At 60.6% G+C, this 21,730-nt stretch carries 18 protein-coding genes; 1 reads left to right on the top strand and 17 read right to left on the bottom strand.

The window, feature by feature from the left end; translation table 11 throughout:
- Nucleotides 1–8: 8 nt before the first annotated feature.
- From ACF8RA_RS09285 to ACF8RA_RS09255, 7 genes are all read right to left on the bottom strand, one after another.
- On the bottom strand, nucleotides 9–1,169 hold the full coding sequence (locus ACF8RA_RS09285; protein ID WP_392519106.1) for an acyl-CoA dehydrogenase family protein: 1,161 nt from the start codon (nucleotides 1,167–1,169) through the stop codon (nucleotides 9–11).
- Nucleotides 1,170–1,202: 33 nt separating this feature from the next.
- Entirely contained in the window at nucleotides 1,203–1,997 is a 795-nt protein-coding gene (locus ACF8RA_RS09280; protein WP_176682444.1) for an enoyl-CoA hydratase/isomerase family protein, read from the bottom strand.
- A gap of 239 nt (nucleotides 1,998–2,236) precedes the next feature.
- The gene (locus ACF8RA_RS09275; RefSeq protein ID WP_392519104.1) at nucleotides 2,237–3,643 is read right to left on the bottom strand and encodes an amino acid permease; all 1,407 of its coding nucleotides are present in this window, start codon (nucleotides 3,641–3,643) and stop codon (nucleotides 2,237–2,239) included.
- A gap of 196 nt (nucleotides 3,644–3,839) precedes the next feature.
- Nucleotides 3,840–6,092: an ATP-binding protein gene (locus ACF8RA_RS09270; protein ID WP_176682442.1), complete on the bottom strand. Its 2,253-nt coding sequence runs from the start codon at nucleotides 6,090–6,092 to the stop codon at nucleotides 3,840–3,842.
- The gene (locus tag ACF8RA_RS09265) at nucleotides 6,089–6,871 is read right to left on the bottom strand and encodes an ABC transporter substrate-binding protein (RefSeq protein WP_176682441.1); all 783 of its coding nucleotides are present in this window, start codon (nucleotides 6,869–6,871) and stop codon (nucleotides 6,089–6,091) included. Before ACF8RA_RS09265 ends, ACF8RA_RS09270 begins: the two co-directional genes overlap by 4 nt.
- Nucleotides 6,868–7,584: a response regulator gene (locus ACF8RA_RS09260; protein ID WP_176682440.1), complete on the bottom strand. Its 717-nt coding sequence runs from the start codon at nucleotides 7,582–7,584 to the stop codon at nucleotides 6,868–6,870. Before ACF8RA_RS09260 ends, ACF8RA_RS09265 begins: the two co-directional genes overlap by 4 nt.
- 73 nt (nucleotides 7,585–7,657) lie before the next feature.
- Nucleotides 7,658–8,302 carry a TetR family transcriptional regulator C-terminal domain-containing protein gene (locus tag ACF8RA_RS09255; RefSeq protein ID WP_392519102.1) on the bottom strand — a complete coding sequence of 215 codons (645 nt, stop codon included), beginning with the start codon at nucleotides 8,300–8,302 and terminating at the stop codon, nucleotides 7,658–7,660.
- A 116-nt stretch (nucleotides 8,303–8,418) separates the two neighbouring features.
- On the opposite strand from ACF8RA_RS09255, the gene ACF8RA_RS09250 reads away from it, so the two are divergent.
- Nucleotides 8,419–9,165 (top strand): enoyl-CoA hydratase-related protein, encoded by a 747-nt coding sequence (locus tag ACF8RA_RS09250; protein WP_392519101.1) that lies wholly within the window; start codon nucleotides 8,419–8,421, stop codon nucleotides 9,163–9,165.
- Between the two features lie 106 nt (nucleotides 9,166–9,271).
- Here the strand turns inward: ACF8RA_RS09250 and ACF8RA_RS09245 are convergent, their stop codons facing one another.
- From ACF8RA_RS09245 to ACF8RA_RS09200, 10 genes are all read right to left on the bottom strand, one after another.
- On the bottom strand, nucleotides 9,272–10,405 hold the full coding sequence (locus tag ACF8RA_RS09245) for an OmpA family protein (RefSeq protein ID WP_392519100.1): 1,134 nt from the start codon (nucleotides 10,403–10,405) through the stop codon (nucleotides 9,272–9,274).
- Between the two features lie 21 nt (nucleotides 10,406–10,426).
- Entirely contained in the window at nucleotides 10,427–10,867 is a 441-nt protein-coding gene (gene tssE, locus ACF8RA_RS09240) for a type VI secretion system baseplate subunit TssE (protein ID WP_004576432.1), read from the bottom strand.
- A gap of 4 nt (nucleotides 10,868–10,871) precedes the next feature.
- Entirely contained in the window at nucleotides 10,872–11,408 is a 537-nt protein-coding gene (tssJ, locus tag ACF8RA_RS09235; RefSeq protein ID WP_004576431.1) for a type VI secretion system lipoprotein TssJ, read from the bottom strand.
- Complete coding sequence (gene tssG / locus ACF8RA_RS09230) at nucleotides 11,389–12,486, bottom strand: type VI secretion system baseplate subunit TssG (RefSeq protein ID WP_392514626.1); 1,098 nt, start codon at nucleotides 12,484–12,486, stop codon at nucleotides 11,389–11,391. The genes tssJ and tssG overlap by 20 nt, the downstream gene beginning before the upstream one ends.
- Nucleotides 12,450–14,219: a type VI secretion system baseplate subunit TssF gene (gene tssF / locus ACF8RA_RS09225; protein ID WP_392487922.1), complete on the bottom strand. Its 1,770-nt coding sequence runs from the start codon at nucleotides 14,217–14,219 to the stop codon at nucleotides 12,450–12,452. The genes tssG and tssF overlap by 37 nt, the downstream gene beginning before the upstream one ends.
- Before the next feature lie 23 nt (nucleotides 14,220–14,242).
- Complete coding sequence (gene tssA, locus ACF8RA_RS09220) at nucleotides 14,243–15,829, bottom strand: type VI secretion system protein TssA (RefSeq protein WP_392487923.1); 1,587 nt, start codon at nucleotides 15,827–15,829, stop codon at nucleotides 14,243–14,245.
- On the bottom strand, nucleotides 15,826–18,945 hold the full coding sequence (locus tag ACF8RA_RS09215; RefSeq protein ID WP_392487933.1) for an ImcF-related family protein: 3,120 nt from the start codon (nucleotides 18,943–18,945) through the stop codon (nucleotides 15,826–15,828). Before ACF8RA_RS09215 ends, tssA begins: the two co-directional genes overlap by 4 nt.
- 214 nt (nucleotides 18,946–19,159) lie before the next feature.
- Nucleotides 19,160–20,293 (bottom strand): hypothetical protein, encoded by a 1,134-nt coding sequence (locus ACF8RA_RS09210; protein WP_392514624.1) that lies wholly within the window; start codon nucleotides 20,291–20,293, stop codon nucleotides 19,160–19,162.
- A 73-nt stretch (nucleotides 20,294–20,366) separates the two neighbouring features.
- Entirely contained in the window at nucleotides 20,367–20,630 is a 264-nt protein-coding gene (locus tag ACF8RA_RS09205; protein WP_082422857.1) for a PAAR domain-containing protein, read from the bottom strand.
- Between the two features lie 81 nt (nucleotides 20,631–20,711).
- The gene (locus tag ACF8RA_RS09200) at nucleotides 20,712–21,725 is read right to left on the bottom strand and encodes a formylglycine-generating enzyme family protein (RefSeq protein WP_392514622.1); all 1,014 of its coding nucleotides are present in this window, start codon (nucleotides 21,723–21,725) and stop codon (nucleotides 20,712–20,714) included.
- Nucleotides 21,726–21,730 lie beyond the last annotated feature (5 nt).

Raw genomic sequence — 21,730 nt, 5'->3', positions numbered from 1 at the left:
CCTGGCGCTCAGCGCAGCAGCGGGCGCAGCAGTTCGCGGGCGATGATATGCCGCTGGATTTCCGAGGTGCCCTCCCAGATGCGCTCGATACGCGCGTTGCGCCAGATGCGCTCAACCGGCCCTTCATCCATCAGGCCCATGCCGCCGAAGATCTGCACCGCTTCGTCGGCGACCTTGCCCAGCACTTCGCTGGCAAACAGCTTGGCCATGCCGGCCTCACCGTCGGTCATGCTGCCCTGGTCCATCTTCCAGGCGGTGTGCAGGGTGAGCATCTCGGCCGCGCGGATCTGTGTGGCCATGTCGGCCAGCTTGAACGACACCCCTTGGTAGCTGCCGATGGCCTGGCCGAACTGTTTGCGGTCGGCGGCCCATTGCAGCGACAGGTCAAGGGCGCGCTGGGCCTGGCCCACGCAGTTGGCGGCGACCATCACCCGGCCAGCGGTAAGCCAGGCGTTGGCCACTTCCCAGCCCTTGCCGACTTCGCCCAGCACCTTGCTGGCCGGCACCCGGCAGTCGTCGAAGAACAGCTCGTAGGTGTGATAACCACGGTTGCTCACGCACTTGGGACCACGGCGGATGGTCATGCCCGGCGTACCCCGGTCGACCAGCAAGGCGGTGACCGCATTGCGCTTGCGCCCGTTGTGCTCGTAGGTGTCGGTGACAGCGAAGACAATGACGAAATCGGCGTGGCCCGCGTGGCTGATGAAGTGCTTGCTACCGTTGATGACAAAGTCATCGCCCTGACGCACGGCGCGGGTCTTGATGGCGTTGGCATCAGAGCCAGCGCCCGGTTCGGTGAGGGCGAAGCAGTCGATCTTCTCGCCCTGCACGCACGGCAGCAGGTAGTCGTTGATCTGCTCGTCCTTGCAGGCCATGAGGATTTTTGACGGCCGCGCAACGAAGACATGCAGCGCCCAGGACACCTTGGACAGCTCACGTTCGATCAGCGCCTGGGACAGGTAGTCCAGGCCGCCTCCTCCCACTTCCTCGGGCATGTTGAAGGCATAGAACCCGGCAGCGATGGCCTTGCCACGGATCTGCGCAGCCAGCTCGGGTGACACGGCGTCGGCGCGGTCCACCGCTTCCTCATGGGGCAGCAGTTCTTTGGCAACAAAGCTGCGTACCGCTTCCACCAACATTTCTTGTTCTTGGGTCAGTTGGAAATTCATCTGCGAAGGTCCTGATGAGGGTCGGGTATCGGATTACTGGCCGGTAAAACGGGGAGCGCGACGTTCCACCGAGGCTTGCAGGGCCTCGGCACCATCCTGGCTGCGGCCGCACAACAGGCCGGCGTGGCGCTCGGCTTCCAGCTGTTCAGCCAGCGTGCGCCGGGCACCGTCGCGCATCAGCCGCTTGGTCTGCGAATAGGCGAAGGTCGGGCCGTTGGCCAGGCGCCCGGCCAGCTCGGCGACGACGGCAGGCAACTGCTCGTCGGCACAGACTTCGCTGACCAAACCGGCGGCCAGGGCGCGATCGGCGCCCCACAACTCGTCGAGGAACAGCAGGCGCTTGGCCTGCTCGCTACCGATCAGCCGTGGCAGGTGCCAGCTGGCGCCGGCATCGGGGCTGTAGCCCATGCTGGTGTAGCCGGCCTTGAAGCGCGCAGAGGCAGCGGCGATGCGCAGGTCACAGCACAGGCTAAGGTCCATGCCTCCGCCCACGGCGGTGCCGTTGATGGCGGCGATGGTGGGTTTGTCGAGGCTGTGCAGGCGCAACATCAGGGCATGGGCAGTTTCGGTCCAGCCGTAGCTTTCCAGAGTGCCCGCCGCTTCCGCGGCTGCCCATTCGGCCAGGTCGGCGCCAGCGCAGAAGCTGCGGCCGCTGCCGGTCAGCACCACCACGCGAACGGTTGGGTCGCTGGCATGGCTGTCGAGCAAGGCGTGCAGTTGCTTGAGGGTGGGAATGTCCAGCGCGTTGCGCTGCTCGGGGCGGTTGAGGGTGATCCAGGCAACGCCGGCTTCGACCTTGCTCAACAGTGACGACGACGGGGTGGTCATGGGGGGCCTCGGTGTTGTTGTGATGGTTTTGGAGGGCTTGACGAGAAAGATACTAAACGAGTGTTCAACAAGGCGGGATGGGCTGTTACAACTTCGCACAACTCGGTATTTGGCGTTACACAAGGGCGTTCGTCGTGACGGCTTTATGGCCTGTGAGATCGCGCCCCGCACGGGCGGCGCTTGACCTCACAGGTACTGAAAATGCAGCGACCAACACCTGCCGCCGACGAACTACGGCATCAAACCCTTGGTGCGCTGGGCTCGAAGGCCCCCTGCCGGCGGCGGTTGACGAAGAAGTACGCCGCATAGCACAGGGCAATGAAGCCAAAGCCCCAGTACAGTGACGGCCGCTGGGTTTCGTCCAGCGCCAGGAACACGAACAGCGAACTGCACAGGGTGATGCACAGCAGCGGCACCAGTGGGTACAGCGGCGCCTTGTACTTCAGGTCCTGCAGTTGCCCGCCGTCGCGCAGCCAGGCCTTGCGGAAGCGGTACTGCGCCAAAGCGATGACGATCCAGGTCACGGTGCCGGACATACCGCTCACCGCCATCAGCACCATGAACAGCGTGTCAGCCGCAACGAAGCTGGTCATCAGCGAAATCAGCGCAAAGCACAGTGTGATGCTCAGCGCCCGCAGCGGCACGCCACGCTTGCTCAGCGGCGACAGGCTTTTGGGTGCCATGCCAGTCTTGGACATGGCCCAGAGGATGCGCGTGGAGGCATACAACCCGGAGTTACCTACCGAGAGGATGGCCGTGAGGATGACGAAGTTCATCAAGTCGGCGGCGTAAGGGATTCCGACCATGTCGAACACCTGCACGAACGGGCTTTCCATCAGCCCGGCCTGCTCGTGCGGCACAATGGCCGACAGCACGGCAATGGCCAGCACATAGAAAATCAGCACGCGGAACACCACATTGCGCACCGCCCGCGGGATGCTCTTTTCCGGGTGCTCGGTCTCACCGGCAGCCACCCCCATGATTTCACAGCCCTGGAAGGCGTAGACCACGGTCATCATCACCGCGAACACTGCCGACAGGCCATGGGGGAACAGCGACTCGCCCACCAGGTTGTTCAGCATCGGTGCAGGTGCCCCGCTGCTCACGGGGATGGCACCGAAAATCACCAGCAGGCCAATGACGATGAAGCCGAGGATGGTTGCCACCTTGATGCCCGAGAACCAGTACTCGGCCTCGCCAAAGGCACGCGTGGCCAGGGCGTTGAGGCCGAACAGCACCACCACGAACAGTGCCGACCAGTACCAGATCGGCACCTCCGGGAACCAGCGGGTCATCAACATGCCGGCAGCGGTGAACTCCAGGCCTACGGTGGTGGCCCAGCTCATCCAGTACACCCAGCCGATCATGAACCCGGTGGCCGGGCCAATGTATTTGGTGGCGTGGGCCTGGAACGAACCGGACACTGGCATCTGCACCGACAGCTCGCCCAGGCAGACCATCACCAGGTACATCAGCAAGCCCGCGACCAAATAAGCCAGGATCGCGCCCACCGGCCCGCCCTGATTGATGGTTACGCCAGACCCCATGAACAGGCCGGTGCCAATAACCCCACCCAGCGACAGCATGAAGATGTGCCGGCTTTTCAGGGCGCGGGTGAGCTGGATCTTCTCAACGTTGTCAGTCATGGCACACCTCGCCTTTGCGGCCGGTGCGTGGGAGGGTTCGAATGAGGGGCTGAGCGCTACGGCATGTCATTATTCTTGTCTCCAATAAGCCTCATGGACCGTGTGCAACACGGTTGCCATGGATTATTGGAAACGGATGTAAGGTGCCGTTGTACGAACGGATCGAAGATGTAAAAAGTCGTAAGCTTTTTGTACGTCAGCTCTGGATCAGCTGTTCCAGCGTGGCGTTGGCCTGACCTAGCTGGGTGGCCAGCGGCTCGCCGAGGGCTTGCATGGCCTGCAGGTCATGCTGCCGGGCCGCCTCCTCCAGGCGACGCAACAGCGTAGCCAGCCCGGTAAACCCCAGGGAATCGCAGCTGCCAGCCAGGCGGTGGGCCAGGTGCAGCACTTCGGTGAAGTCCTGGGCTGGCAGCGCCTCGGCCAGCGCCATGGCGTGCTGCTGCAGTGACTGGTGCAGGACCTTCAGCAGGCCCTGCAACTTCTGCTCCCCCAGCAGGGAACGGTGGGTGTCGAGCAATGACCAGTCCATGTCTGCGCCAGCGCTGGCCACTTCACCGGGCGCTACGTCAGCCAACGCCTTGCGCAGGTTGTCCAGCCGCAAAGGCTTGGCCAGTACGCCCTGCATACCAGCGTCCAGATAACCCGCTACCTGGCCCGGTTGCACGCCGGCCGTCAGCGCCAGGATCCGACTGTTGCGGTTCGGCCCCGGCGAGGTGCGCAGCTGTCGGCACAACGCCACCCCGCTCATGCCCGGCAAGTGCACGTCCAGCAGAACCAGGTCGAAGCGCCGCTGCGCGCATGCCTGCAGGGCTTGCCCGGCGTCTTCGGCAAAGCTTACCCGGTGACCGTCGCGCATCAGCAGGCCACCGGCAACCTCACGGTTCAGCGCAACGTCTTCGACCACCAGGATATCCAGGCTGGGCAAGGGCGAAGGGGTTGGTGAACCCGCTGAGACGGGCTGCCCGCGAGCCATGTCGAGCTCGAACCAAAAGCAGCTGCCCTGCCCTTGAGCGCTCTCGAGGCCGATGCTACCGCCCAGCTTTTCCACCAGGTGCTTGCAAATCGCCAGGCCCAGGCCAGTGCCGCCATAGCGCAGGGTCACCGCTTCGCTGGCCTGGACGAAACGGTCGAAGATCTTCGCCTGAACGGCGGGTTCGATGCCGATACCGTTGTCACGGACCGACAGCCGCAAGCGCTGCGAGCATTCGTTACTGGCAAGCACCTGCACCGTAAGCTGTACCTGGCCGTGCTCAGTGAACTTGATGGCATTGGCCAGCAGATTGCTCAGCACCTGTCGCAGGTACTGCTCTGCGCCGTGCTGGTACGCGGCCAGTTGCTCATCGACCTGCAGTTGCAGGGTGTCGGCATTGTCCATGGCCATGGGTTCGAGCAACGCCAGCACTTCCTGGCACAACTGACGCAAGGAAAACACCACCCGCTCGGCGCGGCTCTCGCCTTCTTCGAGCCGGGCGAAATACAGCACTTCGTTGAGAATCGCCAACAGCCCTTCGCCGGCCTTGTACAAGGCCTCGACACGCTGGCGGTCGGCGACCTCCAGGCGCCCGCCGCGCAGCAGTTCGGCCATGCCCAGAATACCGTTGAGCGGCGTACGCAATTCATGGCTCATGGTCGCCAAAAAGCGCGACTTGGCCAGGTTGGCTGCCTCGGCCTCGTCCTTGGCCCGAGCCAGGCTGGCCGTACGCCGCTCGACCATGGCCTGCAATTCGTCGCGTTTGTCCTGCAGTGCCAGGCGGTCGCGCTCACGGCGCTCGATATCGCTGAGGATGGCGCGGCGCATATCGTCCAGGGCATTGGCCACAGTGTCGATTTCGTCGGGGCGCGATGAACGACGGCGGCCAAGGCGCAAGGGCTCCTGCCACTGGCCTGCGCCAATGCGGCGGGCGAACTCGGCCATCACTTGCAGGTGGCGGGTGACCAGGCGGTAGAACAGCCCTGACAACGCCACTGCCAGGCCGCACAGAAACACACCCATCCACAACAGGCTGGCAAGGCCCGTGGCGTAAAGCCGCCGGTGTACCGCGCCAAGGTCGATGCTGACTTCCAGCTCCCCCAGATGCCTGACCGGCCCTGAGGGCGGCTGGTAGTCGAGGGGGAAGCGCTCGATGCGTAGCGGCCCTTGGGGGTCGGCCTCACCGCGTAACAGCGGGAAATCATCACTGACCAGACGCACCCGCGCCACATCGGAAAAGTCCACCAGGCCGCGCAGCTGAACATCCAGCTGCGCCTCGTCGAGGTCCCACAGGCTGCGTTCCAGGCTGGCCAGGTAGCCGGCACGGATCAACGCCATGCGTGCCTCTATATCCCGCATTTCGCGACGGTACTCGAAGTAAAGCTGCACGCCACTGGCCAGCACCGTGAAGCACAAGCTGAACAGCAGAATGAACAGCAGCAGACGGCGCAGCAGGCCATCGGTGCGCAGGCGGATCATCGTGCATCCGCCGGCAGGTTGATCATGTCGCGGTAAGTGACTTCACTTTGCTCCAGCCAACGCGCGATCTCGCCCGCCTGGTTCATCCGCTGCAACTGCGCATCGATTTCAGCCATGCGCTGGCTCAAGGGTGACTGTCGCGATACCGCCACTCGCAGGTAGTCCACGCTCAGTGCCGTGGGCAATGCGCGAATATCCTGCGCACCGGGCAGGTGCTCGATGAACAGCAGCCCGGTGCGCCGCTCCTGAATCACATAGTCGATGCGCCCGCGGATCAGCTTGCCAAAGTTCTGCTGGCTGGACGATACCCGCTCGATGTTCTGGTGGCGGGCGACGAAGCGGTCGAACTCGGCGCCATAGCTTTCACCGTACAGCAGGCCGCCGCGGTAACCCGCCAGGTCCTCCAGCTGCTGGAACTGCACCGGCCGCTTGCGGTTGTAGAACACGGCCACTTCCTCGCGCACCACCGGCACCTTGGAGAAACGCATGCGCTGGTCACGCTGGTCGCTGTTGTAGGCCAGCACCACATCCACCCGCCCGGCGGCGGCGTCCATCAGGCAGCGCTTCCAGTTGCCCAGCACGACGGTTTGCACCTCGTAGCCCATGCGCGCGAACAGTTCGCGCACCACGGTCGGGGCCAGGCCACGCACCTGGTGGCCGTCGCTCCAGGAAATGGGCGGGTACACCGGGTAGTCACAGTAACGCACCGGCTCACTGGCACTGGCGTGCAGGGTGGGCCACGTCAAGGCCAGCGCCAACAACCAGGCGCGATGAATCATGCTGCCACGCTGGCGGTGAACAGGTAGCCGGTGCCGTGAATGGTGATGATCAACTGCGGTTCGGCCGGGTCGTCATGCAGCTTGCGCCGCAGGCGGCCGACCAGCACGTCGATGGAGCGGTCGTTGGGCACCCACTCGCGGTTGCGAATCTGGTCCATCAACTGGTCGCGGCTGAGGGTATGGCCGCTGTTGCGTAGAAATACGCTGAGCAACTGGAATTCGCCGTGGGTCAGCAGGGTTTGCCCGCCACGGGCGTCGATCAGGCGCCGGCGGTCGGTATCCAGTGCCCAGTCGGCGAACTGCTTCAGCGACTGCGCACAGGCCGGGGCGGGGTGCGCCTCGCGGGCATGGCGCACGCGGCGGATCAGGTTTTTCGCCCGGGACACCAGCTCGCGGGGGTTGAGCGGTTTGATCACGTAGTCATCTGCCCCGCATTCCAGGCCAACGATGCGGTCGATGTCGTCATTGCGCCCGGTGACGAGGATGATGCCAACCTCCGAGCGCACCCGCAGTTCGCGGGTCAGGGTAAGGCCGTCCTTGCCGGGCAGGCGGATGTCCAGCAGCACCAGGTCGACATCCTGGCTGGCAAGCAGGGCTTCGGCCCCTTCGGCTGTATCGGCGCAGTGAACGTCGTAGCCTTCCTGGGACAGGTAGGCCTGCAGCAAGTCACGAATAAGCGGATCGTCATCGACGATCAATACCCGAGGCGTCATTGCGTGTTGTCTCTTTTTATTGGTGTTGTTCTACACACTCGCAACAGCAGCGTACTCGTTACTGAACAGGTGATCAACAGCCCTCGGGCAGGCTGAAGCGCCTCCGGCCACCAGCCTGCAGGCCGTCGACCCAGGCCTCGCAGATGATCACGCCCTGCTCGGGGCTGAAGGTGCCGGGGTTCAGGCCCGACTCCAGCCACAGGCCGTCGAGCAAGGCGCTCAGGCTGATGGCCGCCAGGTCGGCATCGAAGCCCTGCCAGCCCTCCTCTTTGGCCAGTCTGGCCAGTAGCTGGCCAAGCTCGTTGCGGTACTCGCCGTAGGAGTGGTCGTGCACCTGGTTGATCGCATCGGCGGTCTTCACCGCGCCCCAGAAGGCCAGCCAGGCATCGAGCAATTGCGGGTCGAGCAGTTCGGCGCAGAACGAGGCACGGAAAAACGCCGACAATCGCTCGCGGGCATTGGGCGCGGCCTGGGCCATGGCCTCACGCAGCAGGCCCATTACCCGACCGGTGACGGCCATGTAAGCCTCTGCCACCAATTCGTCCTTGCCGGCGTAGTGATGGCTGATCAGCCCGACCGAGACCCCGGCCTCGGCCGAAATCTTGCGGATCGAAGCCCCCTGAAAACCATGGCGTTTGAGGCACACCAGGGTCGCCTCGACCAGGTTGGCTTTGCGCAATTCCGGCAGCATGCGGTGGTAGCGGGCTTCCTGAGTCATCGGTGGGTCTCTGGTTAGGGGCTGGACTGAACGACTGTACAACAAGCCGGACTGCGTGATAAACCCTAAGCGCTACTGCCCGGCAGGGTCCCCTCACAACAACAAAAGCGGCTGCCATGAACAACCTGATCACACGCGAACTGGACCAAGGCCTGCTGACCCTGGCCTTCAACCGCCCCGACAAGCTCAATGCCCTGAACACTGCCATGTACCAGCTGCTGGGTGACCTGTTGCTGGCGGCAAGTGAGGACCCCGCTGTCGATGCCATCATCATCACCGGTGGGCCGCATTGCTTCAGCGCTGGCAACGACCTTCGCGACTTCCTCGACAACCCGCCCAGCGACCTGGACAGCCCGGTGTTCCGCCTGATGCGGGTGATCATGGGCCTGGACAAGCCGCTGATCGCAGCGGTCAGTGGTGCGGCGATCGGCATCGGGGCCACCCTGTTGCTGCACTGCGACCAGGTGCTGGTCAGCCGCTCGACCAAGCTGCGCATGCCTTTCGCGCCGCTGGGTGTGTGCCCGGAGTTCGGTTCCAGCCTGCTGCTGCCGCGTGTGCTTGGCCAGGCCCGGGCGGCACGCTTGCTGCTGACCAATGCGCTGCTGGATGGCGAGCAGATGCTGGCCTGGGGGCTGGCCAATGAGCTGCATGAAAACGGCGAACAGTGCCTGGACGCTGCCCGCACGCTGGCGCGGCAGCTGCAAGGCTACCCGCAGGCGGCACTGCGGATCAGCAAGCGGCTGCTCAAGGACAGCCAGCGGGCGGAGCTGGAGGCCACGGTGGCGCGGGAAAGCCGACTGTTCATCGAATGCTTGCGTACTGAAGAAGCGCGGGCAGTGCTGCGAGGGCTGATCAAGGATTGAAAGGGTGACTCGACCCTTTCGCGGCACAAGACCGCGCTGAAAGGGAGCGGCGGCATCGACGGGATATTGGGGTTAGATGCTATCGCTACGCGGCTCAACGCGAATGTCATCGCTCTCCCCCCCCGCACGCACTGCTCTGCGGCAATAGCCGGATGTCCACACGACGATTCTCCGCCCGCCCATCGAATGTGTGGTTGCTGCTGACCGGCTGGCTGGCCGCGACACCTTGAACAGCAAAACAACTGTCCGGGATATCCCCCATCCGTTGCATCCAGTCGCGCACGGCTGAAGCACGGGCACGGGACAGGTCGAGATTCTTGGCCGCGTCACCCCGTGCATCCGCATGCCCGGAGATAACAATCAGCCAACCCGGTTGAGCCTTGATGCCAACCAGTGCGTTTATCAGCAGTTTGGTTGAACCGGGCTTCAGTTCGGCACTGCCCGGATCAAACAGATTCAGACTGTCGAGTTGGATCGGCTCAGGCGTGGGCGGCTCTTTGACTTGCCTGGATGCCCATTCTTGCCAGCCCAGCCACCCCACAAAGACACTGGTGACCGTCAGTGTCAGCAACCACGGCAACACCGCGCGTTTCTGCGCCGCTGGTTCAACTACAAAGGTGTAAGTCGGTGGTGCTGAGACAACCGCAGCGATCGGAGGGCTAAGCGCTGGCTCGGCTGGTGATGCCCATGGTTGCAACGGAAGCGGCATCGGCACGTCCCTGCTTCCCGACATCCGCTGCATCACGCTACTGATCTGCTGTCGAAACACCTTCAGCGAAGCCAAGGAAGCATGGCCAAGCCGCTCCAAACGGTGCTCAAGCCGCCCCAGCTCAACGATCAGTTCCCTCAGCGTCGCCAGACTCGATACGCCCCATTCCAGCATTCGAACCAGGGGATGTAGCTGAGCAAACAACCAGGCGATGAGCTCGATCCGAGCTGAAGCCTGCACCGGCCACAAGCGCGGCCACTCGTCCGTGAGAGTGGCGAGCAATGCCACCCCCTCGGTCAAACCAGCGAGCCCCGTACGGTAGCTACGCGCCAGGATAAAGGACACTGCGGTCTGCAGCTCCACCCCGTTCCGTTCGAAGAGCCTCAAGCACAACGCTTCAACTTTTGCCCAGTCAACGTCAGGACACGCAGGATGATCAAGCTTGGCCAACTCGCCGCGCAACACGTTGAACTCATCAAAACTGCCTGGGTCGCCGCCCAAGAGAATCCGCATTTCAAAAAGCGCCGTCATCTGGCCTCCTTGTCCGTAGGTCTATAGCTTGGCGAGATAGCCTTCCTGTTTCAGGTGACGTACAACCACCCTCCCGTCAGGTGCAAGCGTGGTCCCAAAGGTGGCGCGGCCACCGCCCTTGATGCGTACATCGAGTGCGTATTCCAAATGGCCGGGCCGTCGCTGCGGCACCAGCTCGATGCGTACTTCTGCGAGCCGCGGCTCATACCTGCGCAACGTGCTCACGATGTCATTCATCAAACCATGGGCCGAGGCCGGCAACCCTTGAAGAACCGTGCCCATATCCGGCAAGCCATAGTCCGGCAGATGCGCGAGTGTGCCGGCCCGGCTGTTTAGAATGCGCTGAAGGTTGTCCAGAACCGAAAGCGTCAGTTGATCATCATCACTGACCCGATCCAGCTCCAACTCGCCGCTGAAATTCTGCAGCAGCGTTTCGTAAAGCGAAGGGCTTGGTTCGATCATGTGCTCAGTCCTCGCTGCGCGGCCGCAACTTCAAGCGGTTATCACCCAACTCGACAACCCTGGGCTGGTCCGGATCGAGGTCATCACGCTGCAAGGTCAAACGCCACGCGTCTTGCTCCATGTCCGGATTTCGGAACAACGCAATCACGGCAATGTACTGAGCCTCCCTATGCAAAGGCGTGCTGAGCTGAGCCGCCTCACCAGGTTTGACCACTACGGCTTTTTCGCTCAACAGGTCGCCCCCCAGCACGCGCTCGCCGTGGCTGACCAGATCGTCGTAAGTTGCCTTGTCCAGAGCCTTGTGATCCCGCAACTGGTAGACACGCACCAGCACCGAAACGGACAACCCACTCATCTCCATGCTGTCGGTATTCATCGCTGACCGGCCGGTGAAATCCAGATGCAATGTTTTGACTTGCTTGTAGAAAACCGCACGGGCCGTGGAAGCCGTACCCTCCACAACCTTCTGGGTGAGGCCGCAGCCGCCCAGCAGTGTCACCAGCGCCACGACCGTGAAGCGTTTAGAAGCGGTACGCCACATGCGATACCTCCCTGTCGCAAGGATTCAGTTGTAGGCCTTGATAGCGGCCCAGGTTGACTGTGATGGTGTCGGTGTTGGCTGTAGCCTCTTCACCGGTCGGCAACCCCAGTACTGCCGTCATTCCCAACCTGACTTGCGCACGGCCCAGTACCGGCACGGGCAGCAGACGCAGCGGAATCGACAGCTGTAGCTTGGCCGTACAGCGCCACCCCAGGTACACCTCCAGCAGCACCCGCAAGTCGAGCAGCAACTGCCCCCCAGGAAGCCACTCGCGCGCCTCTTCCGGATCATTGGTGTGCAGCAACAGGCGCAACTGGCTGTTCGCATCCGTTCCGACAGCGCCTAGCGGCATGCCTTGGGAAAGACTTACCGGGCTTTTCGTTTCCAGGCTGGCTGGTCGCTCAAGCACGACACGTTGCGGCCAATGCCCGGTGACATGTGCCTCCGTGCTCGGCGCCAGCAGCTTGACCAACGCGCCAATGCCCTCAGCGTTGCGGGTCGGCAAGCGCATCACGCTGAGCAATGCCAAAAAGCGAGACATGGGCGTGGCGATACGCTCGGCAGTACCGGGTACTCCAAGGCCGATCAAGCCCAACAGGCACTGTGAAGTCGCATCGCTACCGCCCGCCTCAAAGGTGGCGGGATACGAGTATTTGCGCCAGATCCGATAGAACTGGGTGAATACCCGATGGTTGAAGATGTCGAGAAACGCCTCTACTGCTTCGTGGCCCTCACGGCGCTGGGCGATGTCGTCCAGGTAGGCCGTTGGCAGCGGCGAATCGACACCATACAAACCAAGTAGCCGCGTTCGTATCGTTATAGGGCGTTCGGGACAGGCGTCGTCGAACTCTATGGCCTTCAGCTCACTGGCGGGAAAGCCCATGCCTGGGTCGGGCCGAAAGCGGACCCCGTCATCAACCGGGTGTGCGGTACTGCCCAGCGGAGGATGATCGGCCAGTACCTGCTCGAGCAACTGGCAGACGCGATACACGTTGGCCGAGGCAACCTGCCCCTCCAGTACCTGCAAAAACCCTTCAGCCTTCAGCCTGGAATACGCTGACTGTGATGTTCGCTCCATCGCAGGCACCTCCCCGTCGGTTGTAGGATCAACGTCAGTTGCGTGCACAAGTGAATGTCGGCATACAGTGCGAAGAACCGGCTGAGCATTTCACCAAACAGGCAGATGTCCCCCTCCCCCGAAAAACCATTGCTGTCGAGCGTCACCTGGATATCCACGCCGCGCAGCAAGAACCCTTTTTCGAACCGCTGGATAAGGTGATGCTTGACCTCAACGATGGCCTCCAAGCGACGGCGATTGGTTTCGCTACCCGTCCACTCGTACAACGCCAGCGTGCCACGCAGCACTTCAGCACTATTGAGCATGGGCAAGAAGTTCGAGCCCAGGTGGCTCAGTACCCGCCAGTGGAACCGGTCACGATTCGGCGGATAACATGGCAGCGTGGGTGAGGTCAGGTTGCGCACCTGCAGCCCCGCCTGGGTGGATTGCGCGGCCGCGTCGAGCAATGTACTGCGCAGGGCCTTGCGCGGCAGTTGGCCATTGGTCCCGGTAAGGCGCAGTGACAGGCTTTTGCGCTTGAGCAGCACATCCTTGTCAAAGCCTTCCCCGCCCAGGATCAGCCAGGTGTCATGAAGACCATTGGCGCCCTGCCTGAGGCGGGTATGAAAATACCGCTCGGGGGCTTCATCGCGGAGCATGCCACCCTTGTGGCGAAAGCTGCTGAAAGGCACGTAGTCCTGACGGACACTGTTCTTGGAACCGGACACCCTGTCCACGGAATAGATTTCCGTGTGCCCGTCCTGCAGCCGCATCGGGCGAAGCAGGTACTCGTTCTGCAGCGGGTCCAGGTTGAGCGGGTCCGCATCCAGCGGGAACAAATTGATCACGGGGACCGCGTGTAAACGGATGTGCTCCTCGCTGGGCGTGAAGGCATGCGACCATGCTTCACACAGCACGACATCAAGCTCGAACCAAGTAGCGCCCAGTGGCAATGACAACGACTCCAAACCGCACAGCGTCACGAACATGAATTTCTCGCGGAAGGTGAAGTACTCAAGCAGCAGCTGGTAGCCGCTGAACGCACTATCACCTTTGGGCCAAAGACGGTCATCATCGGCGAAGCCCTTGGGCTTGAAATGGCCTTCAAGTGTTTGGCGTTCTGCCTCGCCCGGCATACGCACATATAACGCCTGTACCTTCAAAGTCAGTGCTTGATGCAGTGCACTGGCCAATGCGGCATCGGCGTTCAGGTACAGCGGTATCTGAGCAAGATCCAGCCGGCTCCAATCTGCCATTTCCCCGCACAAGAAACGCAAACGCAGCACCGCGCGCCCATCAGGCTCGTGATCAAGACGCACGGTGTCGAGCGTGAGCGGCTGAAGCGGCAGGTCCTGTGTCGTGGAGTAGCGGCAGCGGGTACGTTGCGGACCCACTGGCTGAGACAACACCTGAAACCCCCTGGCAATGGATTCGGTGCCTTTCATCTGGCTGACATCAGGCATGAGCTCAACGATTGCCAGCGAGGGGATGGTGCGCAGGTAGTGCGGCCACAGCAGGCTGACCAGCCCTTCGGTCAGTTCGGGCAAATCGTCGTCCAGTTTTTCGCGCAGGCGCCCCATCAAGAACGCGAAGCCTTCGAACAGGCGCTCCACATAGGGGTCCTGCGCCCCAGGTTTATTCAGGTTCAGCTCCGCCGCGCGGTCCGGAAACGCCTGGGCAAATTCTTTACCAGCTTCACGCAGGTAGCGCATCTCGGCATCAAAGTACCGTAGGGTTGGGTTGTCCTTGCTCAAAACAGGATCCTGATCAATGTGAGTTAGCTGCACAGCACCGCAGCGCGTACCGGGTCAATGGCTACCAGCGCCGCCAGCTGTTGTTCCATCTGCCGCGCCAGGACTGGCCGGTCGGCATCGTTGCGCTGGGCTTTCAAACGCAGCAGCTTGAGCAAACGCGCCTTGACCTCGAAGATCAGCTCGGGCTCCCAGTCGGTCAGCGCGTGGTGGTGCGCGGTGGTATCCAGTTCAGTGAACAAATGAATGGCCAGTTCGGCCTTGCCGTACTGCTCGGCCACCCGGGCCATCAGCAGGCGCAGCAACCAGCGTTGCCGCCCGGCCTGCGTATCGGGCCGGTTTGCAAGCCACGCCAGCGCTTGCTCGACACCCTCAGCATCGGCTTGCGCCAGTGCCTCAGGTTCCAGCGCAAGGATTTCGCAGGTTGCCGTGGTGGTTGCCGAGGCTGCAGCAGGCAGCCATTGCGCGGAGCGGCTGTCGCTGACGTGCTGGTTGATCCACTCGCGTGTGGTTTCATCCGCGAAAGCCGAGCCATCGTTCCAATACAGCATGTCCAGCCCAGGCAAGCGCTGCAGCAGCATGTTCAGGTCATGTTTGACGATGGCTGCCCAGCTACTGTGCGGATGGGGTGATTTGCTCAAGGCCTGATGCAGATGCCATTGCAGGTCCAACCAGAAATGGTTGACGCCCTCGGCATACATCCGCTCGGCCTGGTCGATCAACTCACTCCAGCGTTGCTGCACGTGCAGGCGTTTTAACTGGGCACGGTATTCACCGCGCGGGGGCGCCAGCCGGGTAATGCCCTGTGCGTCTTGGGGCGGTACCTGATGCACGGTGTCCCAGCGCAGGCTCTTCATCAGCCTATGCGCTGCCAGCCAACCTTCTGGTTGTTCACGCAGGTAGCTGGCCAAGCCCCGGCCACTGTCCAGCAAATCGCGACCGGACTTGATGGGTGATGCGCTCGGGCCAGGGGCGCTACTTCTCGGCGGTGAGTCATTGCTGGTCTGCGGGACGATTGCATCAACACCTCCCGACATAGCGAGTCTATTGCTGAGGGCGCCGTACAAGGCGTCCAGCCGCGGTCGCTGGTCTGCGGGCCAGTTGCTGCAGCCGTGCTCCAACCACACCAGCGCAGCCACCGTTCGCTCAGTTTCAGCCTTGACCACCTGAGGGTACAGCGACAGGCTTGCCAGGACCCTGCTGCCGGCAAGCCACTCCAGGGCCATTTTGCGGCTATGGGGACGCGCCGGCAGGATGTCGCAGGCATAGCGCTCCATCAGCGCCGCCAGCAAACTCAGGCCATCTGCCAAGCCGGACTCACCGTCCCTATGCAAGCGTGCCCACAGGTAGTAGGTGGCAACACGAAGGTCTTTGCAGGACTGCTGGAGCAGCTTCTGCGCCAGTTGGGCCACAAGGTCGACATCCGCCCCGGAGAGTTTGTTGACCTCTTCGCGCATGCGCTGGAAATCGTCGTCGTAGCCCGGGTCCTCTCCCACCGGTGCATCACCGCTGATGGGCGTTAGCCAAGGCTCCCAGGATTCGCTGTGTTTGCGGGCAATGACCAGTGGCTCGCTGGTGGACAAACAGCTTTCGATCAGGCTTTTCAGGCTCATTCGAAGCCCCCATTGTGCGTGTACTGCGGGGTATCACGGCCCTCTACCAGAAAGATCTCTCGCGGCAGGCTGAACCCGCGTAACTTGAGCAGCGCCAGCGGCCCTTCGCCCAACTCCGTGCGCAAATGCCAAGTCAGGCCCAGGCCATCTGGCGCATCCAGCACGACCCGAAAGCGACTGTCGCCATCATCCAACGCCGTGACGTTGGCCTGCTCCAACAAACGAATCAGCCCCCAGGTGCCCTGGTAGTCCGCAAACAGACGTTCGCCGGTATGAACACTGCTCCACGTCAGGCTGATACCCGGATGATCACCCTGCCCGGGCCAGCGAAAGCGTTGCCAGCTTTCTCGCTGGTTGAAGTAGTGGTGCTTTTCACCGTTGAGTACGAAGGTGGTCTGCACCACATCACGCACAGGCTTGCCTTGCAGCTCGAAGCTCAAGCCCATACCGCCATCGGTGTACAGCACATCGGCCAACTGGCTCAGCTGGTTGATCGCGGTGAGAAAGTCCGGGTTGAAACGCAGCCCCTGGCTCTGCCCCGCGTCGGCCACCCAGCGGCTGCCTTCCTTGCGCAGAAGCCCCGTGAGTTGCTGTGCCAGAAACTGTTCGATCCGCCCGGAGTCGGCGCGGATCATCTGCCCCAGCATGGGCAATGAGGCGTCACTGCTGGTGACGGCGAAGGGATAGCGGCCGCTGAAAGCGCCCTGCCACTCATCGACGATCGCGCGCTGCCAGGTCCGGTTGAGGCCGGCCGACGACGGCTGCAGAATCTGTTGCCACGCCTGATCCAGCGGCTGCACGAACAGCGTATTGGCCGCTGGCCCCCAGTCAGCGCCGAGACTGGCGGCGATCAGGTTGCCATAGGCCTGGGTGTCGGTCAGGTCCGCGCCTTTGCCTTGGAATACCGTCTGTGCCACGGCCTGCATCATCGCCTCGGGATCGGGCGCATTGACCACCTGCTGCAGCTTCAAGCGCACACCGGTGACCCGCGTGAGGAAGGCTTGCAGGCTCAGGCGGCCATCGACTGATCGCCCTTCAGTGTCCTTGCCCAGCAACGCCATCAAAGGGCCAAAGGTACTATCGAGCGGGCCGCTGGGTGTTTGGGGAAGTTGATCGATGATCGGTGCTGCTTTTTGCCCTACCAGCTTCTGCGCTGATTCGATCAGGGAATCGGCCAGGGCCTGGCCACGAACGCCGGCCTGGCCCTGGTAGCTCAACGTGTTCATCAAGGCGATCAATGGTGACTGGCGCACGTCACTCACCAGCGTCAACTGTGCAATCACATCGCGCAGGCCATGGCCCTGCTGCCAGCGCAGGCTGTTGAGGAAGGTCAGCCAGGCACTGCTGTAATCCTGGAAGTAGCGGGTAGTCAACCGCTCCCTGAGCTGGTCGGGGCTCAGCGCCTTGGCGATGTCGTTGGGGTGGTCGCTGAGTACCCAGTCGATCTCTTCGCGCCGGGCTTGCGCCGAGTCTTCAATGGCTGCACGAACCTGCCCTTCCCAGGCTTGGCGGGTGAATACACCAGGGACCTGTTCAGCACTGGCGAACAGAGCGCTTGCATCGGTGTCGCCGACCAGCTGTTGCAAACCCAACGCCGGGTAGTGGTTCGCCGCGGTGTCGAGGACCTGCTGGTACAGGCTGCTTTCAGCGTTTCGCTGACCCAGTTCACGCAGCAGCACCTGGCGTGTTTGGGCGATCAACCTGAGATTGGCCTTGATCGCCCAGTCAGGGTGCTCGGGCAGATGCTGGCCGTAGAATGTCCACAATGCCGGTTCGGCAGCGCCCAAGGTCTCGGCCAGGAAAGCAGCATCGGCTTTTTCTGGGCGTGCCAGCATCAGATAGGCTTTGAGGTAGATGTAAGCCTGCTTTGTCCGCTGAGAGCTCGCCGGAGGCAAGTTGACCAACGCCTTGAGCCGTTTTTCCAGCTCAGCGACGGCTGGGTCACGGAGCAGCTGGTTATTGGCCTGCGTATAGAAGGGCCACACCGCTTCACGCAGCTCGTGCGACCGGCTCAGGCCAAAGCGCTGATACCACGGTGCGCCGTGTTCTGATCGGTAGTCCAGGCGGGAGAGTTCACGTACCAACTCGCCCAGTGCCTGTTTAGTGTCTGTACCTGCTACGGGCTGCTGCAAAGCGCTGTACGCCGCCGCTATCTGACCGACCTCGGCACGGTTGCTCGCAAACGACAACAGCAAGCCGATGCCCCAAATGAAAGCGAGGCCGAGCGCAGAAACGTAGGCGACTCTGGCGGGGTGCCAGCCCAGTCGCCGGGCTCGGGCGGAGCGATCGCTGAGGATCCCTGACCATGCTGGGTCTTCAGGCCAGTGGTGATCCACGCGAAGGTTGTTCTGGAGTCGCAGCGGTAAGCTGAACCACACTCCACGCAACCAGACGTCGCGTCGCCGGAACAGCGCGGACAATGCAGCGCACCATCCGGAGACACCCTCGGTCGCAACATCGCGTGACAATCGAAGCAAGAAATCATGATCAGAGTCTTTTTGAAGCTGCGATAGACCCTGCTCACGTAAGGGTTGTACGAGCATGCCTAAGTGGTCGGCGAGCCGCACTGGCGATAATGGTACCGGGAGCATGCAGCCTACCGCTCCGATTTCGCGCGAGTGCTGCGGCCACATACTGTCGCAGACCTGCCACACATGCAGCAGCAATTGGCAGCGTAGGGTTTTGGCCAGATTCTGCAAACGACGAACGCTATCGTTCATCGCGCTCACGTTATTGCTTTGGTCTTTGTTCAACACCCAGACCACCCCATTGAGCGCACGGTTGCGGCATAGGCCGCGCCACTGCAAAAGCAACGCGTCTTGCGGTTCACCTTGGATGCTGCCGGCCCACAGCAGCACGGTGTTTTGCCCTTCCAGCCAACGCTGCTCGCTCAACCCAGGGGCAATCGCCTCGATCTGCTCAGACTCACCGACCACCCACAACAGTCGAATTTTGCGCTGCCAGAAGAAGCCGTAGCGTCCCTTCAAATGCGCCCTCAACTCGGGTACGCCGAATGGATCCTCAGCATTAGAAACCACGTTACTGCCAGTCGAACGAGTCCAGTTGACTCCGAGCTTTTGTCCCATCAGAGCACTAAAATCTCTCGCGCCCAACATTCGGATAGCCAATTCGCCGACGCCATCGAGAAAGAGAAATATCAAACAGCCGATCAACAACACTGCTGACCATTGCAAGCGTGCAGTCTCACTCCTCACCTGCACTACGGGATTATCGACCCAGATCAATACCCCACCCGCAACGAGCAAACACAGGATCACTATCCAGACGCTGATTCTCTTCTTTTTCACGATCAATCCCTATTTCAAGATCTCATGCAGGCCGGACAATAAAAATTTGAGCAGAGGCATCGTGTAGCAGGACCACCTGCGGGCCGTCCTCCGCCTTGGCACACTCACTAGCAACGATTAATGCGACATTACCTACTGCACATCCAGGCAAACCAAACGAATCATCCAATCGATGACACCTGGCCACGTTAAAAGGGAAACGTGCTGCATTCATAGCGATACTTGTCTCACGTAAAACGTCACCAGGCACCTGAGCCTGCCAACTGAAGTACGTTTCTTCTCCGGCACGCAGCTGCCCCCAAAGAAATGCATCCGTAACTGCATCCTTGATAGAGCGACCAGCGCACTCAAGTTGGACAGGGCGATGCACCAGGGCGATCGAATCAATTTTTTGCGTGTTACACCACTGCGAAGAGCCCAACAACACAGCTGTCACGGTCTCGGCCTGCTCAGCAACGGGGTTTAGAAAAAGATTAATTTCGACGGACACTAACAACTGATGTCGTTCCGGCGCATCCAACCAAGTGTCCAGCCACATTACGCCATCATCGGCCTTTGCAAAGACCACGCTATCAGTTAAACGGGGGTTGGTGGTAACTGCAGACCAAATAGACAGAAGCTCTTCATTGCAAAGCACTTGGTTATGCCTGATACGAACATCCACAGCAAGACTGCGCGCCCCGATCTCTAAATCAGACTCCAACCCACGTACAACTTGTTGTAAAAATCCACGTAAACGCTTAGCGTATTCGGACTTTGAGTGATTTTGTACCGACGGTTTTAATTGGCTCAACCGCATTGTCAAGGCTTGTCCTTCCAGATAAATAGGCTGGAGAGGCTTACTACCCAAACGTAGGGCCTGAGCAAGTTTATTATTACCCGCCCCGGAACAATAGGATACGGCCAATACGGCAACCGTACGCTGGCCGCGCCGAATGAGTGACCGCTCCAACTCGTCGCGACTCTCATTCCAACTCTCTATATAATCTCGATGCTTCTCGTACGCCAACAAACGCAGTGCGTAGAACAATAACCCGGCAATCAAAACCCCTAATAATGCGCAGATCCAAAACCACAATGATGTATGCCAACTGTCCACCCGCCAAAGCAGGACCATCAACCCGCCAACGACGATCGAACAAAACAAGATGACCACACCCCATCGCCAGTGCCGAGGTTGCTGGGGTAGCAATCGCCTCTCGGGTAATGAGTTCAGGTCAACTGCCATCTCACAGCCTACCTGCTTGAGGAAGCGACGTGATTAACTCACAACCACAGGAACAGCAATGACCGTCTAAAGCAATGGGCCGACCTTTAACTTTCGAACCTGTATCCCCCTCTGCTATTTCATTCACGCCGTGCCCAGGTATTGGACAAAAAACAGCATCACCTACGCAAGCGACATCAAGCTGCATAAATTTCAACCCACGGGTGCCGGCAAGTACCTTGCCTCCCGAAGACAGTTTGTCGCCAACACGAATAACTCCGCGCATATCATTAAGCACCTAATAATAAAATCATTACCACCTTTCAGGCAGCCTATATTTAATGCCCCTGAAATAGAGAGCTCGCCGCTACTCAATCCGATTGTGACTATTAACAACACACCGAGCCGTTTTATCGCCCAACACAACCATTTTATCTTCGGATGCATAACCATGCGGATTCTCAGGGGTTCTGTGCACATTCACTCCTCCTCCCCAGCTTGGATTGGCATATGCCTGACCACGTGTAACTTTTGTATCCCGGCCATAGTAGTCCTTGGTCACTGGTGTTTCCGGCCCCTGAGGGTCAATTTCAGGGGAGTACTGATAATAATTTTCGTCATACCAATCCTTAACCCACTCCAGCCCATTATCCGACATGGCATAAAGGCCCAACGGATTGGGGGGAAACCTGTCCACCGGCAAGGGCGTAAGCCCCTCCGTGCTCCACCCCATTTGTCTAGCAAAATCCCGACGATCTCGAGAAGTAGAAATGTTAATTCCTTTTGGTCCTCCCCCATATTTAGTAAAACCATCATTGGTCTGCTTATAAGTACCGTCATCAGTGGCCACCATCAAAAACTGCCCGCGGCTGCGTGCCGCGTACTCCCACTGAGCCTCCGTGGGTAATGAGAAGGGAAGATTGGACACTTTAGCCAGCCAGTTGCAATAGCGGTCGGCTTCATACCAGTCCATATGCGCCGGCAAATCAGGTAAAGAATGAATGTTCTTCCACTTTTTCTGTATTCCCCCCACCTCAAAAGAACGTAACTTAAGACCATTGCTTTTAAGATACATCTCAAACTCTTTATTTGAGACCTTGAATCTTGCAATAGAAAAGGTGCTCAACTTGACTTTATGTACCGGCCGACTGTCTCCATCACTATCATAAGACATTTGCTCCGACCCGTACTCTAAGCCATAATCCCCCATCAAATATTCACCACCCTCAACAAACACCAAGTCCCTTTTTACTTCTTCGATAAAATGCTTCATCTCTATCGGCGTTATCTCGAGCTCCTTATAATCAACTCCACTCGCCAACTGGTCACAGCCTGACAAACTCAAAAAAACCAACAAAAATACAGACACCTTAAAAATCATCACGA

The sequence above is a fragment of the Pseudomonas sp. FYR_5 genome, assembly GCF_043106315.1.
GTDB lineage: Bacteria > Pseudomonadota > Gammaproteobacteria > Pseudomonadales > Pseudomonadaceae > Aquipseudomonas > Aquipseudomonas putida_Y.
This window is presented reverse-complemented; position numbering and strand designations above follow the sequence as displayed.